Origin of the sequence: Cellulomonas humilata, from assembly GCF_030814415.1 — a bacterium.
GTDB lineage: Bacteria > Actinomycetota > Actinomycetes > Actinomycetales > Cellulomonadaceae > Cellulomonas > Cellulomonas humilata_A.
In genome coordinates this window covers 125,262-141,138 of record NZ_JAUSVB010000001.1, presented here as the reverse complement: position 1 = coordinate 141,138, position 15,877 = coordinate 125,262, and the positions used below count along the sequence as shown (strand labels likewise).

Below are 15,877 nucleotides of genomic sequence, written 5' to 3'. Positions count from 1 at the left end.
GCTCCTCGCTGTGCTAGAGCCGCCGCACGATCTGCGCGAGCAGCGCGCTGATCCGCGGGCCCGCGGCGCGACCGGCCTCGAGGACCTCCTCGTGCGACAGCGGCTCGGGGCTGATGCCGGCGGCGAGGTTGGTGACGAGCGAGATGCCGAGCACCTCGAGCTTCGCCTGCCGGGCCGCGATCGCCTCCAGGGTGGTCGACATGCCGACGAGGTCGCCACCGAGCGTCCCCGCCATCCTGACCTCGGCCGGCGTCTCGTAGTGCGGTCCGCGGAACTGCACGTAGACGCCCTCGTCGAGCGTCGGGTCGACCTCGCGCGCGACGGCCCGCAGACGGCTGGAGTACAGGTCGGTCAGGTCGATGAACGTCGCACCCTCGAGCGGGGACGTCGCTGTGAGGTTGAGGTGGTCGTTGATCAGCACCGGCGTGCCAGGGCCCCACAGGGGGTTGAGCCCGCCGCAGCCGTTGGTCAGGACGATGGTCGACGCCCCCGTCGCGGCCGCTGTCCGGACCCCGTGCACCACGCGGCGCACCCCACGGCCCTCGTACAGGTGGGTGCGCGAGCCGAGGACCAGCGCGTGGCGGTCGGTGCCCTCGATCCGGATGGACCGGATGGTGCCGACGTGCCCGACCACGGCCGGTGCGGCGAACCCGGGGACGTCGTGGCTGGGCAGCTCCGCGACGGTCTCGCCCAGCAGCTCCGCGGCACCGCCCCAGCCGGAGCCGAGGACGAGGGCCACGTGGTGGCGCTCCACACCCGTGGCCTGCGCGATGTACGCGGCGGCGGCTCGGGCGACGTCGAACGGGTCGGTCGCGGGGTCGTCGAGGTCAGGGGCCGGTGTGACGTCGCTCATGGACCGAGGCTAACGCGCTGGCCGCCGGCCGCCGGACGGGCAGAATGGGTTGTCGTGAGCACCCCTGCGCCCGAATCGCCCGCCGCCCGCGTCGTCATCGTCGGCGGCGGACCCGGAGGCTACGAGGCGGCCCTCGTCGGCCGTCGGCTCGGGGCGGACGTCACCGTCGTCGAGGCCGCCGGGCTGGGCGGCGCCGCGGTGCTGACCGACGTGGTTCCCTCCAAGACGCTCATCGCCACCGCCGAGTGGATGACGATCGCGGACCGCGCGCCCGAGCTGGGCATCCGGCTCGACGGCACGCCGCTGTCCAGTGCGGTCGGAGGGACGCTCGAGCAGCTGCGGCACCGCATCGACCTGGCCGCCGTGAACACGCGCGTCAAGGCGCTCGCGGCCGCGCAGTCCGCCGACATCCGCGCGCGCCTGGAGCGCGAGGGCGTGAAGATCGTGCTCGGGCACGGGCGGCTCGACGGCCCCTCGCGCGTCGTCGTGACCCGGCAGGACGGGGTCGAGGACCTCACGCTCGAGGCGGACGCCGTCCTGGTCTCCACCGGTGCGACCCCCCGCACCCTCGACACCGCACGGCCGGACGGCGAGCGGATCCTGACCTGGACCCAGCTCTACGACCTCGACACCCTGCCGAAGCGGCTGATCGTCGTCGGCTCGGGCGTGACCGGGGCCGAGTTCGCCGGTGCGTACACCTCGCTCGGCGCCGACGTCGTCCTCGTCTCCAGCCGCGACCGCGTGCTGCCGGGGGAGGACGCGGACGCCGCCCAGCTGCTGGAGGACGTGTTCAAGCACCGCGGCATGACGGTCATGTCCCGGTCGCGTGCCGCGGGCGCCCAGCGGACCGCCGACGGCGTCGAGGTCACCCTCGCCGACGGCCGCGTCATCGAGGGGTCCCACGTCCTGTTCGCGGTCGGCTCGATCCCCACCACGGCGGGCCTGGGCCTCGAGGAGGCCGGCGTCCGGCTCACGCCGTCCGGGCACATCGAGGTGGACAAGGTCTCGCGCACCAACGTCCGCGGGATCTACGCCGCCGGTGACGTCACCGGGGTGCTGCCCCTGGCGTCCGTCGCGGCCATGCAGGGCCGGCTCGCGATGGCGCACGCGCTCGGCGACGCCGTGAAGCCGCTGTCGCTGCGAGGGGTGTCCGCGAACATCTTCACCTCGCCCGAGATCGCGACCGTCGGCTCGTCCGAGGCGCGCCTGCAGGAGCAGGGTGTGAAGTACTCCGTCAGCATGCTGCCGCTGGCCCGCAACCCCCGCGCCAAGATGCTCGGCGTCCGCGACGGGTTCATCAAGATCTTCGCCCACGCGGGCACGGGGACCGTGCTCGGCGCCGTGGTGGTCGGCCCGCGCGCCAGCGAGTCGATCTACCCGCTGACGCTCGCCGTGACGCACCGCCTGACGACCGACCAGCTGGCCGAGACCGCGACGGTGTACCCGTCCATGTCCGGCACGATCGCCGAGGTCGCCCGCATCCTCCACCACCGCATCGACGACTGATCCGCTGACATGCGCTACCCCGCGCCCCTGAGCCCCGGTGACGTCATCGGCGTCACGTCGCCGTCCTCGGGCGTGCCGGACAACCTGCGGCCGCGGCTCGACGTCTGCGTCGAGCACCTGCGGCGCTGCGGGTTCGAGGTCGAGGTCGGGCAGTGCATGGACGGGACGGGCCCGACGAGCGCACCGGCTGCCGACCGCGCCGCCGAGCTGACCGCGATGCTGCTCGACCCACGCATCCGGGCGGTCGTGCCGCCGTGGGGCGGCGAGCTGGCGATCGACCTGCTGCCGCTCCTCGACTTCGCGGCGATCGGGGACGCCGAGCCGACGTGGCTCGTCGGCTACTCCGACACCAGCACGCTGCTGCTCCCGCTGACGCTGCTCACCGGCGTAGCGACCCTGCACGGGCCCGGGCTGATGGACACGCCCTTCCGGGTGGCCTCGCCCCTGCTGCACTGGCTGGATGTCGCGACAGCCCCTGCCGGTGCGACCCTCACGCAGGGCTCGGCGAGCCACAGTCAGGAGCAGTGGCCGGACTTCGAGTCGGATCCGGCGGTGACCGAGCTCGTGCTCACGCGGCCGACGCGCTGGCGCACCCTCGGGGACGGCGACGTCGGCACGCTGCGCGGACGCCTGCTCGGCGGCTGTCTGGAGACGATCTCGATGCTGCCGGGCACCCCGTACGGGAACCTCGACGCGTTCGCTCCCGGGGACGACCTGCTCGTCTACGTCGAGGTCGCGGAGGTCGGTGCGTACACCGCCGCGCGGATGCTGCACCACCTGCGGCTCGCCGGCTGGTTCGACCGCGCGACGGGCATCCTGGTCGGCCGGAGCAGCGCGCCGGACTCGTCGGACTACACGCAGGCCGACGCGGTACGAGACGCGCTCGGCGGGCTCGACATCCCCGTGCTGTACGACGTGGACCTCGGCCACGTCCCGCCACAGCTCGCCCTGGTCAACGGCGCCCTGGCGGAGGTCGCGATCGACCCCTCGGGCGCGGGGACGCTGGTCCAGCACCTGGTGTAGTCGGTATACCTCTGGGTACCCTCAGGGTATGTCCACGATGACTACCATCAAGGTGCCCAAGGACGTTCGTGATCGGCTGGCTGCGCTCGCGGCCCTGGAGGGCACCTCGCTGGCTGGGGCCCTGGTGCACGCGCTCGACCGGGCTGACGAGCAGACGTTCTGGCAGCAGGTGCACGAGGCGAACGCCCACGTGACCGACGAGCAGCGCTCGGTGCAGCGGGACGCCGGGATCGCCACGCTGCGCGAGAACCTCGCCGACGACGCCGACGAGCAGATCAGCGCTGCGGGCGACTGGTGAGGCGCGGCGACATCTACCTCGCCGACCTCGGGCGGCCTGTCGGGCACGAGCAGGGCGGCACCCGGCCCGTCCTCGTGCTCAGCGCGCAGCCGTGGCTGGACTCGAACCCGCCCGTCGTCACGGTCGTTCCGATCACCAGGACGCCCTGGGTCTCCCCGACCCGGATCGAGATCGAACCGGGCGGCTCAGGGCTGAAGGCGACGAGCTACGCACGGTGCGAGGACACCGCCGCGATCTCGCCGCTGCGCCTCGTGTCGCGGTTCGGGTCGGCCGACCCGCTCGTGGTCCTGGGCGTGGAGCAGGCCGTCCGGAGACTGCTCGGACTCTGAGCCGGGCGACGAACCCGACACGGGTATCGGCACGCGGTCGGTTCACGGCACCCAGGTCGGGTTCGGACCGGCCCCGACTGCTGTGAACGGGATCTGTGGATCGGTCAGGTGCGAGCCAGGAGGAGCTCGCCGACTGCTGTCGCGAGCGGGGGGTCCAGCGCGAGGGACTGCAGGTGGGACGCGCGGACCGACAGCGGGGCGTCCGACGTCGCGATCTGGTGGATGCGGGTCTTGAGGTCGTAGCTGATCTGGGCGCGGTCCAGCAGGGTGAACAGGCGGTCGGCCACGTCGTTCGGGGCGAGCTGCGGGTCCGGACCGAGCTCGACCCTGAGCGTGGCGTCGACCGGGACGTCGTCGACGGTCACCGAGACGCGACCGTCGTGACGCTCCAGCCGGCCGGCGAACCCGGGGACCTCCGGGGTGCCGTCGAACGCCAGGAACGTCACGGTCCACGTGCGCGTCGCGGGCAACGCCGCGAGGACACCGTCGGCCGGGTGCACGGTGAAAGTGCCCTGGGAGTAGGTCAGCGTCGTGCGGGCGACCCCGTCGCCACCGTCGTCCTCGACCAGCGTGAACGACCCGTCCGCGCCGACGACGACCAGGACCTCGAGCGACGCCGGGTTCGCCGGGTCGTTCCCGGGGACCGGTGCGCCGTCGAGCGGGACGATCGCGCCGGCCGCCGCGAGCACAGGGATGCTGGTCAGGTCGCGGTGCAGCAGCAGCTCGCGGCCGCCGTCGTAGACGACTCCCGTGAACAGGTCGACCCAGGTGCCCGCGGGCAGCCAGGCCCGGACAGAGGCGAGCCGGGTGCGCAGGTCGGCGGGCGTCGTCAGCGGCGCAACCACCAGCTCGCTGCCGAACAGGAACTGGTTCGGCTGGTCGTACGCCTCGTCCGCCGACGGCCACCGGTGGTACAGCGGCTCCACCAGAGGGCGTCCCCCGGACGCGGCGCGGTGGTTCATGGTGTGCAGGTACGGCAGCAGACGGTGGCGCAGGCGCAGGTGCTCGGTCATCACCGCGCGTGCGGCGGGCTCGAACGTCCACGGCTCCTTCGCGGTGAAGGGGTTGGCGCCCGAGTGCAGGCGCAGGATCGGCGAGAACACCCCGAGCTGCACCCAGCGCGTGGCCAGCTCGTCGTCCTTGCCGCCGAACATGTGGCCGCCGATGTCATGGCTCCACCAGCCGTAGCCGATGTTGGACGCCGTGGCCGTGAAGTACGGCTGGAACGCCAGGGACGCCCACGAGATGACGGTGTCGCCGCTGAACCCGACGGGGTAGCGGTGGCTGCCGGGGCCGGCGTAGCGGGAGAACGTCAGGGGCCGACGACCGTCCCGCGCGCTGTCGAGGAAGTGGAAGTGGTTGAGCATCCACAGCGGGTCGATGCCGGCGACGCGCGAGTGCGGACCGGACTGCCAGTCGAGCCACCAGAAGTCGACGCCGTCGTCCTCGAGGCCGCGATGCAGCACGTCGAAGTAGGCGTCGAGGAACGCGCGGTCGGTGACGTCGAACGGGATCGCGTCGTCCGTCGTGCGGCCGAGCGCCGCGGCCATCGCCGGGAACGCGTCCTCGTGGGGCCGGACCCCGTCGGCGGGGTGCACGTTCAGCGTCACGCGCAGTCCGCGCTCGTGCACGGAGGCCAGGAACGCCGCCGGGTCGGGGAACAGCGACCGGTTCCACGTGTAGCCGGTCCAGCCGCTGCCGAGGGCGGGGTCCACGTCGGTGACGTGCCAGTCCATGTCGATCACGGCGACGGAGAACGGGATGCCCTCGGCGTCGAACCGGTCGAGGAGCGTCGAGTAGCTCTCGGCGGTGTACCGGTGGAAGCGGCTCCACCAGTTGCCGAGGGCGAACCGGGGGAGCAGGGGAGTCGGGCCGGAGACCGCGTAGAACGCCTGGATGGCGGCGGGGTAGTCGTGGCCGTACGCGAACACGTACAGGTCGGTCCGGGACCCGTCGCGCGGTGAGACCCAGCCCTCGTCGTCGAAGACCATCGAGCGGGAGTCCTCGAGGACCGCGAAGCCCTGCCGGGACACGACGCCGGGTTCCAGCGGGATCGCGCCGTCGGCCAGGTCGAGGGTGCGCGCGGTACCACCCAACCCGGACGGATCCTCGCCGTACCGCCAGACGGAGTGGTACGAGCTGATGCCGCCGAGCACCGCCAGGCTGAGGCCGCTCGTGCTGAACGGGCGGCGGTCGTAGACGAGGTGGAACCTGGCGGTGACCACCTCGACGTGCGTCTCGGTCTCGATGACCCGGAAGTCGGGCACCGGCAGGTCGCGGTTCAGCGCGAACGTCGACGCGCGGTCCTCGAACACGCCGTCGGCCGAGTGCTCGAGCCGCACGAGCCCGTCGGTGAGCACCGAGATGCGGTACGTCGGTCCGACGACGACCGCGCGGGGGTCGGCGACCGGGCGCGAGGGCAGGGGCGGACGCGACGTCATGAGTCGAGTGTGCCCCGGGGTGGGGCTCGCGTCGTCCGGGTCAGTCGTCGACGGAGAACTCGGCGACCAGGGGGCGGTGGTCGGACAGGGGGGTGACCGCGGCGCTGGTCTGGAGGAACGTCACGCCCTGCCCGAACACCCAGTCGATCTTGTACGCGGGATCGATGGCCGGTGACGTGAGCATCTCGTCGTCGGCCGGGACCCAGCCCGCTGCCTCCAGCAGCTCGATCTCCGGCCAGCCCGGCTCCGCGTTGAAGTCGCCGGCCAGGATCGCCGGCGGCGTGACCGGCTCCGCCTCGGCGAGCGCCTCCAGCTGGTCCAGCCGGGTCGGCGTGTTCGACTCGCGGTGCTGCGTGTGGATCGACGTCACGCGCAGCGGCGTGCCGTCGGCCGTGGTCAGCGTGGTCGACAGGGCCGAGCGGCTCTGCGGGCCGGCGCCGTACGGGAGGGGATGGACGACGACGTCGGTCAGCTCCGACCGCGCCAGGACCGCGTTGCCGAACTGGTGGTCCGCCGCGGGCGCGAAGTGGATGGTCATGTCCAGCCGGTGCGCCAGCCAGGTGGCCATGTCGGACCCGCCCCCGAACACCCAGCCGCGCTGGACCTCCTGCAGCGTGACGACGTCGGGGTCCTCCGCCTCGATGGTCACCGCGATGCCCTCCAGGTCCACCGCCGTCAGCGGCGAGACGCCGTAGTGCAGGTTCCAGTCGACCAGCGTCAGCGGCTCGTCGGCCGCCCGCGCGGGCACGTCGGCACCCGTCGTGCTCGTGGTCGACGGCACCAGCCCGATCGCGGCAAGGACCACCGCGGGCAGGATCAGCAGCCGCACGGAGCTGGTCCGGGCGGGCAGCCGGTCGGGGCTGGTGAGCGCGGGGACCGCCCCCGGGGTGCGCCGGCGCAGGCCGGACAGCGCCAGGCCGAGCGCGGCGAGGACGATCACCCAGACGTTGTCGACCGGCAGCGGGACGTCGTAGTCGAGCATGTAGAGCAGCAGCGGGCCGATGGCGCCGAGCCCGACCACCAGCGCCGCGGCGCCCGCGCGCGGGATCCCGCGCGGGGCGGGCCGGTGGGCGCTGAGCGCCGCGGACAGCACGATGCCGAGCGTCAGCTGGAGCACCACGACGGCCACCAGCGCCGCGATCCCGGTGAGCCACAGCGCGCACCCGACGCCCGCGACCAGCAGCACGGCGGCACCCACGCGCACCCCGCCCGGCCACGGGTCGGGCCGCAGCAGGGTCCAGGCGCCGAGCGCGTTCGCGACGACGACCACGAGCCCCGCCCACCCGAGCGCGACCCCGGACTGCGAGGCCACGAACGCAGGGTTCGCGACGATCATCGCGGCGATCGCCAGGAACAGCCCGAGCACCCACAGGCGGCGCGGGCGACCCGTGGCCTCCGACGACGACGCGGCGGTGAACGCGACGAGCCCGCGGGCGGTCACGACGACCCCGACCGAGAGGACCACGGCGACCACCCAGCCGGTCCACCCGTCGCGCCACACCGCGTCCCACGTCCCGAGCACCAGCTGGAGCCCGACGGACAGGCCGCAGCCGATCATCAGCCCGATGGCCGCCTGACGGCCTCCCGCGGGGCGGCCCGCGACGAACGCGACCGCGAGCGTCAGCACGCCGACCGCCACGGCGACGGTGACCAGGCCGACGACGAACAGCGCTCCGCCGTCGAGGGCCTGGATGACGAGGCGCAGTGTCCCCAGCACGGCGGAGCCGACCAGCAGGGTGCGGGCGTCGGGCGTCCCCGACGTGCGGCGGACTGCGAGCAGCAGGAGGGCCGCGACGAGCCCGGCGGCCGCGTACGTGCCCAGCGCGGTCGCTGCGGCGTTCACGACGCCGGCCGCGAACGCCCGGTCCAGCAGCGGACCGCTCGCGCGGATCATCTCGACGCACAGGACGGTCAGCAAGGCGACGAGCCAGACCCGCGTCGGGGTGCCGGCGTCGGGCGGCGTCCGGACGGGGGAGTCGGCAGGCGGCGTGGACGTCACGCGCGCGAGATTACCCCGCGGGGTCAGGCGAACAGCTGCTGCCCCACGAACGGGCTCTTCTCCGTGGTCACCGGCGTGCCGTCCTCGCCCGTGACCAGTGCGCCGTCCGGCACGCCCGGTGGCACCGCGAACAGCCCGGAGCCGGTGTGCGTGAGGTACTCCATGAGGACGTCGTCGCGCGACAGCATCGACTGCACGGGGATGTAGTGGGTGCGCGGGTCGCGCACGAACGCGAGGAAGAACAGCCCCGCGTCGAGCCGGCCGAGCGAGTCGTTGCCGTCGGTGAAGTTGTAGCCGCGGCGCAGCATGCGGGCGCCGTCGTGGGTCGACGGGTGCGCCAGGCGGACGTGCGAGTCGACCGCGATGAGCGGCGCGCCGTCGCGGCCCTCCTTCGCGAAGTCCGGCTCGGTGAACTCGGTGCCGCCCGACAGCGGCGCACCCTCGCCCTTGGTGCGGCCGACGAGGTTCTCCTGCTCGCGCAGCGAGGTGCGGTCCCAGGTCTCGATGCGCATCCGGATCCGGCGGGCGACGAGGTAGGAGCCGCCGGCGAGCCAGGCCGATGAGGCCTCGGTGTCAGTGGCGGGCACCCACACGTGCTCCTCGAGCGCGTCGCTCTCCTCCGCCTTGACGTTCGCTGTGCCGTCCTTGAACCCGAACAGGTTGCGCGGCGTCTTCTGCGCGGTGCTCGTGGACGACGTGCGGCCGTACCCGAGCTGCGTCCACCGGATCGTCGCGGTGCCGAAGGCGGCCCGGGACAGGTTGCGGATGGCGTGCACCGCGACCTGCGGGTCGTCCGCGCACGCCTGGACCACCAGGTCGCCGTCGCTGCGCGCGGGATCGAGGTCGTCGGCCGCGAAGTGCGGGAGCTCGACGAGCCCGTCGGGCAGGCGGTCCGCGAGGCCGAACCGGTCCTCGCCGGGGGTCCCGTCGGGTCCGGGGGTGCCGACGAACATCGACCGGCCGAAGCCGAACGTGATCGTCAGCCCCGCCGGCGGCAGGTCCGCGGCCTCGCCGGTGTCGTCCGGGGGTGCGTCGTACGGTCCCGACGCCGGCCCGAACGGCCCGGCCGACAGCCCCTGGGTGAGCCGCGCGGCGATCGTGGTCCACCGGCGGAGCAGCTCGACCAGCTCGTCGCGGGACGTCGTCGTGAGGTCGAACGCGGCCAGGTAGAGCCGGTCCTGCGCGGGCGTGACGATGCCCGCCTGGTGCGCGCCCGTGAACGGGTAGGTGCCGGCGGCCGTGCTCGCCACAGCCGGTGCAGGCGCCGTCGCGCGACCGAGCCCGAAGCCGGCGACGACCCCGGCGGCGGCGAGGCCGCCGCCGAGGCCGAGCACGGCGCGCCGGGACATGCCGCTGCTCGTCGCGGTGGGTTCGTCCTGCGGGTCCGTGGGGGCGGACACAGGCACTCCTTCGGTCAGGCTCCGGTCACCGTGGCGGTGAGCTGGGACAGCGGCTCGGACAGGGCGTCGACCGCGGCGGCGAGGGCCTTGACCTGCGCCTCCGTCAGCTCGTCGTAGTAGGTGAAGCCGGTCTCGAGCGAGCCCTGCTCGGCGAGCAGCGCGTCGATCTCCTCGAACCGGGTGGCCAGCGTGTCGGCGAGCTCGGGGTTCTCGGCCTCGACGACGTCGGCGAGCACCTCGTAGCCCACGCGCGCGCCGTCGACGTTCGCCTGGAAGTCCCACAGGTCGGTGTGCGACCAGATCTCCTCCTCGCCGGTGACCTTGCCGGTGGCGACCTCGTCGAGCAGCTCCTTGGCGCCGTTGGCGATCTGGAAGGCCTCGAACGTGAAGTCGGGGGAGTTGACCTCGTCGACCAGCTGCTGGGTGTACGTCACCAGGTCGGCCGCGGCGGACTCGCGCTGCTCCTGGGTCAGCGGCACGTAGGCGACTCCGCCGTTGGCCTCGGGCGACGGCTGCCAGAGGTCCTTCTCGATGAGGTGCCAGCCGCTCCAGGTGGCGCCCTCCTCGACGTCCGCCTCGCGCAGGTCGAGCAGCGGGTCCAGGTCACCGAACGACTCCGCGACGGGCTCGACCCGCTCCCAGTGCGCGCGCGTGTCGGCGTACAGGGACTTGGCGGTCTCGTCGTCGCGCGCGGTGTACGCGGCGGCGAACTCCTCCGTGCCGGCGATGAGCGAGCCCACCTGGTCCTTCACGTACGCGACGTAGGACGCCTCCGCGGCCGCGAGCTGGTCCGCGGTGTCACCGCTGGGTCCCACCTCGACGCCGCTGTCGTTCACGGTGAACTCCGCGCGGATGCCGTCGCCGACCATGCCGGGCTTGCAGGCCGTGTAGTACGTGCCGGGCTTGACCTGGACGACGAGGTCCCGGGTGAGGCCGGGGCCGACGTTCTCGACCTCGGAGATCACGCGCAGACCGTCGTCGCCCAGCAGGTAGAACTCGGTGACGTCGTCGCCGTCGTTGGTCACCGCGAACCGCACCGTGCCGGAGTCGACCTCGGCCGCGGACACCTCGCACGCGTCCGCCGTGGAGGTCACCGTCAGCACGCCCGCACCGCCGGACGCGCCGGCCCCTGAGGAGTCATCGGGGGCGTTGGGGACACAGGCCGCAGCGAGCGGCAGGACGAGCGCGGCCAGGGCAGCGGCGACGACGGTGGAGCGGCGGGACATGGGTCTCCTCGGAGAAGAGCGGCGACGGGGGTCAGGCGGCGGAGGCGCGGACGGCAGGCTGGACGGCGGGGGCCGTCGGCCGCGCGGGCGCGGAGCCCCACGTGGTGCGGATGAAGAAGTACATCGTCGGCACGAGGTAGGCCGTCCAGGCGAACAGCTGGAGCCACGTCGTGGCCGGCGAGAAGTTGAAGACGCCCTTGAGCACGGTGCCGTACCAGCTGCTCGGGGGGATCGTCGCGGAGACGTCGAACGCGAGGTTGTTCAGGCCGGGCAGGATCCCGGCCTCCTGCAGGTCGTGCACCCCGTACGCGAGCACGCCCGCGGCGATGACCACGAGGAACAGGCCGGTCCAGGCGAAGAACACGCGCATGTTGAGGCGCAGCGCGCCCCGGTAGATGAGCCAGCCGAACAGCACCGCCGTGCCGAGGCCGAGGGCCGCACCGACCAGCGGGGCGAGGTTCGGGCTCGCGTTCACGGCCGTGCCGCTGGTGGCCTGCGCGCTCGCCCACAGGAACAGCGCGGTCTCCAGACCCTCACGCCCCACGGCGAGCATCGCGACGACGACGACGGCCTTCTTGCCGGCGCTGAGCGCGTCGTCCAGCTTGTGGTGCAGGTCGGACTTCATGTGCCGCGCCGTCCGCGCCATCCAGAAGATCATCCAGGTGACCAGGCCGACCGCGACGATCGACAACGTCCCGCCGATGGCCTCCTGCGCCTCGAACGACAGCCCCGAGGGGCCGAAGGTGAGCAGCGCGCCGAACCCGAGCGAGACCGCGATCGCGATGCCGACGCCGGCCCACAGCGCGGGCAGGTGGTCGCGACGGTCGGTCTTGACCAGGTAGGCGACGAGGATGCTGACGACCAGCGCGGCCTCGAGGCCTTCGCGCAGGCCGATCAGGTAGTTGGCGAGCATGGAGCGGCTTTCGGCTGGGGAGTGATGAGGCGAGCCTTACCTCACCTGGCGGAGACTACTCCCCGGAACAAGTCGGGCGCGACGCGATCCCAGGATCGGACCTGTGATGCGGGTCACCGGCCGCCGAGGGCCACCAGCCGGTCGAGGAGGTGCGGCCACGCCGCGGCGAACGCGGGGAGCAGCGGGAGGTCGGCGACCTCGCCGACCGGCACCCAGCGCAGCTCGACGCTCTCGGCGTCGGTGACGGTGGGGGAGACAGGGCTGACCTCGTCGGCGATCACCGTCGTGTAGGACCAGTCGTCGTGCTGCAGCACCCGCGACTCGCGCAGCCGGACGCTCACACGGTCGATCCCGGCCTCTTCCTCGGCCTCCCGCAGCGCCGCGTGCTCCGGGGACTCACCCGGCATCCGCGCGCCGCCCGGCACACCCCACGTGCCGCCCTGGTCGCTCCACAGCGCCCGGTGCTGCAGCACGACGGCGACCGGGGAGCCGTCGGCGTCGCGGCGCACCAGCAGCAGCCCCGCGGCGCCGTGCAGGCCCCAGTGCCGGCGGCCGCACGCACACTCGACCCAGCCGTCACCCGGCTGGCGCTGGCGGTGGAACGGAGGCGCGTCGCTCACGCCCGGGTCAGCCGACGATCTCGCAGATGGCCGTGCCGGCGCTCACGCTGGACCCGACGCCCGCGGACAGTGCCGTGACCGTGCCGGCGCGGTGCGCCACGAGCGGCTGCTCCATCTTCATGGCCTCGAGGACGACCACGAGGTCCCCCTCGGCCACGGTGGCGCCCTCGGCGACGGCGACCTTGACGATCGTGCCCTGCATGGGCGAGCTCAGCGTCGTGCCGTTGCCGTTGCTCGCGGCGCGCGCCACGCGGCGCACGGGTCGCCGGGCGGACGGGCCGGACGTGCCGCGACCGGCGCTGCCGGGTCCGCGGCCCAGGGCCAGCGCCGCCGGCAGGACGACCTCGAGGCGCTTGCCGCCGACCTCGACCACCACGCGCTCGAGCGCAGCCGGCTCGTCGTCCTCGTCCTGCGTCGGCTCGGGCGCGGCGCTGAGCCCCGCGACCGTCTCGGCGAACTCCGTCTCGATCCAGCGCGTGTGCACCGAGAACGGCTGCGCGGGGTCGGCCGGGGCGTACGCCTCGGCGTCGAGCACCGCGCGGTGGAACGGGACGACCGTCGGGATGCCGACGACCTCGAGCTCGGCCAGCGCGCGACGAGCCCGCGCGAGCGCCTGCGGGCGGTCGGCGCCCGTCACGATCACCTTGGCGATCATCGAGTCGAAGAGACCGGAGACGCTGTCACCCTCGACCACCCCGGAGTCGACGCGCACCCCGGGACCCGACGGGAACCGCAGCCGGGTGATCCGGCCGGGGGCCGGCAGGAAGCCCTTGCCCGGGTCCTCACCGTTGATGCGGAACTCGATCGAGTGGCCCCGGGACTCCACGTGGTCGTAGCCGAGCGGCTCGCCCGACGCGATGCGCAGCTGCTCGCGGACCAGGTCGACGCCGCTGATCTCCTCGGTGACCGGGTGCTCGACCTGCAGACGCGTGTTGACCTCGAGGAACGAGATGATCCCGTCGGCGGAGACCAGGAACTCGCAGGTCCCGGCGCCGACGTACCCGGCCTCGCGCAGGATCGCCTTCGACGACTCCACCAGCTGGGTGTTCTGCGCGTCGGTGAGGAACGGGGCGGGCGCCTCCTCGACCAGCTTCTGGTGCCGGCGCTGCAACGAGCAGTCGCGGGTGGAGACCACGACGACCGTGCCGTGCTGGTCCGCGAGGCACTGCGTCTCGACGTGCCGCGGACGGTCGAGGTACCGCTCGACGAAGCACTCGCCGCGCCCGAACGCCGCGACCGCCTCGCGGGTGGCGGACTCGAACATCTCGTCGATCTCGCTCGACTCGCGGGCGACCTTCAGGCCACGGCCACCGCCGCCGAACGCCGCCTTGATGGCGACGGGCAGGCCGTGCTCCGCGACGAACGCATGGATCTCCTCCACGCCTGCCACGGGGTCCGGCGTGCCGGCGACCAGCGGTGCGCCGGCGCGCTGCGCGATGTGGCGTGCGCTGACCTTGTCCCCGAGGGCGTCGATGGCCGACGGCGGGGGACCGATCCAGACCAGGCCTGCGTCGATGACGGCCTGCGCGAAGCCGGCGTTCTCGGCGAGGAAGCCGTATCCGGGGTGCACGGCGTCGGCCCCGGAGCGCCGCGCGACGTCGAGCAGCTTGGGGATGTCGAGGTACGTCTCGGCCGCGCGGGCGCCGTTCAGCGCGAACGCCTCGTCCGCGACACGCACGTGCAGCGCCTCGCGGTCGGTGTCGGCGTAGACGGCGACGGAACCGATCCGGGCGTCGCGACAGGCACGGGCGATGCGGACGGCGATCTCACCGCGGTTGGCGATGAGGACCTTGGAGATAGCGGGCACGGCTCACCGTAACGCCCTCGACGATCCGCACCGACGCGCGCGCGGCGTGCCCGGGCAAGACTGTCGATCCGGCCAAGGTCGTCGTGGGCTCCTTGTAGGGATCCTCAGACGCCGGGCTCGTGACGACGCCTGTGCGGTGGGCCGGTTGTCAGGTCACCACAAGAAGAGCGAGCCCGGCCCCGTGTGGGGCCGGGCTCGCAGAGCGTGCGTCAGACGCTGGCGAGACGGTTCTCGTCGGTCTGCGCGGGAGCGATCGTGACCGCCGGGGCGAGGCGCCGCAGGGCGAAGCCGATCATCCCGAAGACCACGCCGACGCCCACGACCAGGGCGGCGACGCCGAACGCGACCACCGAGGTGAACAGCGACGCCCGCAGGAAGGAGCCGTTCATCGCGACGGCGCGCAGCGGGTCCTCCTTGTCGAGCTCGGCGTACGTCTTGCCGCCCGTCGCCTCGAGGGCGTGGTGGTTGATGATCTCCGCCTGTGCGTACGCCTCCCACGGCGTGTCGACGGTCTGCCCGGCGAAGGCCGCGGCGTCGTCGGCGACCGTGATGTTCTCGGCGGCGAGGTGCGTCGAGACCGCGCCCCACGTCACGCCTCCGGCGATGATGAACACGGCGCCGGCGATGATCGCCAGGAGGCCGGAGATGCGGACGAAGCGATTGCTCGGTGCTACTGGCTGGGTCGACATGAGAGTCCTTGGGCGCCCATCGCGGACCCGGCCTACCCGGGCTCCGATGGGCCTCTCGGGCTGGCCCACGGGACGATCGTCGCGTGCCGGTGGCGTGCCCCGTTAGGGACCTAGGTCACGCCTTTCGCCACAGGTCCGGGATGCTCACGCCCACCTCGCCGAGGAGCTCCCGCAGCAGCGGGAGGCTCAGGCCGACGACCCCGTGGTGGTCGCCCTCGATCCGCTCGACGAACGGGCCGCCGAGGCCGTCGATCGTGAACGCGCCGGCCACCGCGAGCGGCTCGCCCGTGGCGACGTACGCGTCGACCTCCTCGTCGGAGAGGTCCGCGAACCGCACCGTCGTCGACGACGTGGCTCCGAGCATCGCCGGCACGCTGCGCTCGTCCATGAGCCAGTGCCCGGTGTGCAGCACGCCCGACCGTCCGCGCATCGCGCGCCACCGGGTCGTCGCCTCGGCAGCGTCCACGGGCTTGCCGTAGATCTCGCCGTCCAGCTCCAGCATCGAGTCGCAGCCCAGCAGGAGCAGGTCGTCCGCGTCCTCGAGCTCGTCGGGGAGGTTCCGCGAGACGTCCTCCACCTTCGCCTGCGCCAGCAGCAGCACCGCGTCCGCGGGGTCCAGCCCACCGAACCGCTCGTGGGCGGCAGCGAGGACCGCATCCTCGTCGACCCTCGACACGGCGACGAGCGGCTCGATCCCGGCGGCGAGCAGGGTGGCGCGGCGGGCGGGCGAGGCGGAGGCGAGCAGCAGACGGGTCACGGGTGGCGAGCCTAGT

At 73.2% G+C, this 15,877-nt stretch carries 14 protein-coding genes; 4 read left to right on the top strand and 10 right to left on the bottom strand.

Annotated elements, in window-relative coordinates:
• Nucleotides 1-13: 13 nt before the first annotated feature.
• Nucleotides 14-853, bottom strand: a complete 840-nt coding sequence (locus J2X26_RS00615) for a purine-nucleoside phosphorylase (protein WP_307488912.1) — start codon at nucleotides 851-853, stop codon at nucleotides 14-16.
• A gap of 54 nt (nucleotides 854-907) precedes the next feature.
• Between J2X26_RS00615 and J2X26_RS00610 the strand changes: the two genes are divergently transcribed.
• The 4 genes from J2X26_RS00610 to J2X26_RS00595 are packed head-to-tail and all read left to right on the top strand — an operon-like array spanning nucleotide 908 to nucleotide 4,009.
• Nucleotides 908-2,359: an NAD(P)H-quinone dehydrogenase gene (locus J2X26_RS00610; RefSeq protein WP_307488910.1), complete on the top strand. Its 1,452-nt coding sequence runs from the start codon at nucleotides 908-910 to the stop codon at nucleotides 2,357-2,359.
• Nucleotides 2,360-2,368: 9 nt separating this feature from the next.
• Nucleotides 2,369-3,382, top strand: coding sequence for a S66 family peptidase (locus tag J2X26_RS00605; RefSeq protein WP_307488908.1), 1,014 nt, complete (start codon nucleotides 2,369-2,371; stop codon nucleotides 3,380-3,382).
• 28 nt (nucleotides 3,383-3,410) lie between these two features.
• On the top strand, nucleotides 3,411-3,680 hold the full coding sequence (locus J2X26_RS00600) for a hypothetical protein (protein WP_307488907.1): 270 nt from the start codon (nucleotides 3,411-3,413) through the stop codon (nucleotides 3,678-3,680).
• Entirely contained in the window at nucleotides 3,677-4,009 is a 333-nt protein-coding gene (locus J2X26_RS00595; RefSeq protein ID WP_307488905.1) for a type II toxin-antitoxin system PemK/MazF family toxin, read from the top strand. Before J2X26_RS00600 ends, J2X26_RS00595 begins: the two co-directional genes overlap by 4 nt.
• A 104-nt stretch (nucleotides 4,010-4,113) precedes the next feature.
• Here J2X26_RS00595 and J2X26_RS00590 read toward each other — a convergent pair whose 3' ends face one another.
• The 9 genes from J2X26_RS00590 to J2X26_RS00550 form a co-directional block, all read right to left on the bottom strand.
• Complete coding sequence (locus J2X26_RS00590) at nucleotides 4,114-6,450, bottom strand: glycoside hydrolase family 31 protein (RefSeq protein WP_307488903.1); 2,337 nt, start codon at nucleotides 6,448-6,450, stop codon at nucleotides 4,114-4,116.
• A 40-nt stretch (nucleotides 6,451-6,490) separates the two neighbouring features.
• Nucleotides 6,491-8,449, bottom strand: coding sequence for an endonuclease/exonuclease/phosphatase family protein (locus tag J2X26_RS00585; RefSeq protein WP_307488901.1), 1,959 nt, complete (start codon nucleotides 8,447-8,449; stop codon nucleotides 6,491-6,493).
• Nucleotides 8,450-8,472: 23 nt separating this feature from the next.
• Nucleotides 8,473-9,798: an iron uptake transporter deferrochelatase/peroxidase subunit gene (efeB, locus tag J2X26_RS00580; protein ID WP_307490673.1), complete on the bottom strand. Its 1,326-nt coding sequence runs from the start codon at nucleotides 9,796-9,798 to the stop codon at nucleotides 8,473-8,475.
• 65 nt (nucleotides 9,799-9,863) lie between these two features.
• Nucleotides 9,864-11,075: an iron uptake system protein EfeO gene (efeO, locus tag J2X26_RS00575; protein WP_307488898.1), complete on the bottom strand. Its 1,212-nt coding sequence runs from the start codon at nucleotides 11,073-11,075 to the stop codon at nucleotides 9,864-9,866.
• 31 nt (nucleotides 11,076-11,106) lie between these two features.
• Nucleotides 11,107-11,988 (bottom strand): iron uptake transporter permease EfeU, encoded by an 882-nt coding sequence (efeU, locus tag J2X26_RS00570; RefSeq protein ID WP_307488896.1) that lies wholly within the window; start codon nucleotides 11,986-11,988, stop codon nucleotides 11,107-11,109.
• Between the two features lie 113 nt (nucleotides 11,989-12,101).
• Nucleotides 12,102-12,608: an NUDIX domain-containing protein gene (locus J2X26_RS00565; protein ID WP_307488894.1), complete on the bottom strand. Its 507-nt coding sequence runs from the start codon at nucleotides 12,606-12,608 to the stop codon at nucleotides 12,102-12,104.
• Between the two features lie 7 nt (nucleotides 12,609-12,615).
• On the bottom strand, nucleotides 12,616-14,415 hold the full coding sequence (locus J2X26_RS00560) for an ATP-binding protein (RefSeq protein ID WP_307488892.1): 1,800 nt from the start codon (nucleotides 14,413-14,415) through the stop codon (nucleotides 12,616-12,618).
• A gap of 209 nt (nucleotides 14,416-14,624) precedes the next feature.
• Entirely contained in the window at nucleotides 14,625-15,104 is a 480-nt protein-coding gene (locus tag J2X26_RS00555; protein ID WP_307488890.1) for an aromatic ring-opening dioxygenase LigA, read from the bottom strand.
• Between the two features lie 115 nt (nucleotides 15,105-15,219).
• The gene (locus tag J2X26_RS00550) at nucleotides 15,220-15,861 is read right to left on the bottom strand and encodes a Maf family protein (RefSeq protein WP_307488888.1); all 642 of its coding nucleotides are present in this window, start codon (nucleotides 15,859-15,861) and stop codon (nucleotides 15,220-15,222) included.
• Between the last annotated feature and the right edge of the window lie 16 nt (nucleotides 15,862-15,877).

What these genes read in the sequence shown, in the direction of transcription:
- J2X26_RS00590 (WP_307488903.1), bottom strand. Translation starts at nt 6,450, where the DNA reads ATGACGTCGCGTCCGCCCCTGCCCTCGCGCCCGGTCGCCGACCCCCGC.
- efeU (WP_307488896.1), bottom strand. Translation starts at nt 11,988, where the DNA reads ATGCTCGCCAACTACCTGATCGGCCTGCGCGAAGGCCTCGAGGCCGCG.
- J2X26_RS00615 (WP_307488912.1), bottom strand. Translation starts at nt 853, where the DNA reads ATGAGCGACGTCACACCGGCCCCTGACCTCGACGACCCCGCGACCGAC.
- efeB (WP_307490673.1), bottom strand. Translation starts at nt 9,798, where the DNA reads ATGTCCCGGCGCGCCGTGCTCGGCCTCGGCGGCGGCCTCGCCGCCGCC.
- J2X26_RS00555 (WP_307488890.1), bottom strand. Translation starts at nt 15,104, where the DNA reads ATGTCGACCCAGCCAGTAGCACCGAGCAATCGCTTCGTCCGCATCTCC.
- J2X26_RS00605 (WP_307488908.1), top strand. Translation starts at nt 2,369, where the DNA reads ATGCGCTACCCCGCGCCCCTGAGCCCCGGTGACGTCATCGGCGTCACG.
- J2X26_RS00600 (WP_307488907.1), top strand. Translation starts at nt 3,411, where the DNA reads ATGTCCACGATGACTACCATCAAGGTGCCCAAGGACGTTCGTGATCGG.
- efeO (WP_307488898.1), bottom strand. Translation starts at nt 11,075, where the DNA reads ATGTCCCGCCGCTCCACCGTCGTCGCCGCTGCCCTGGCCGCGCTCGTC.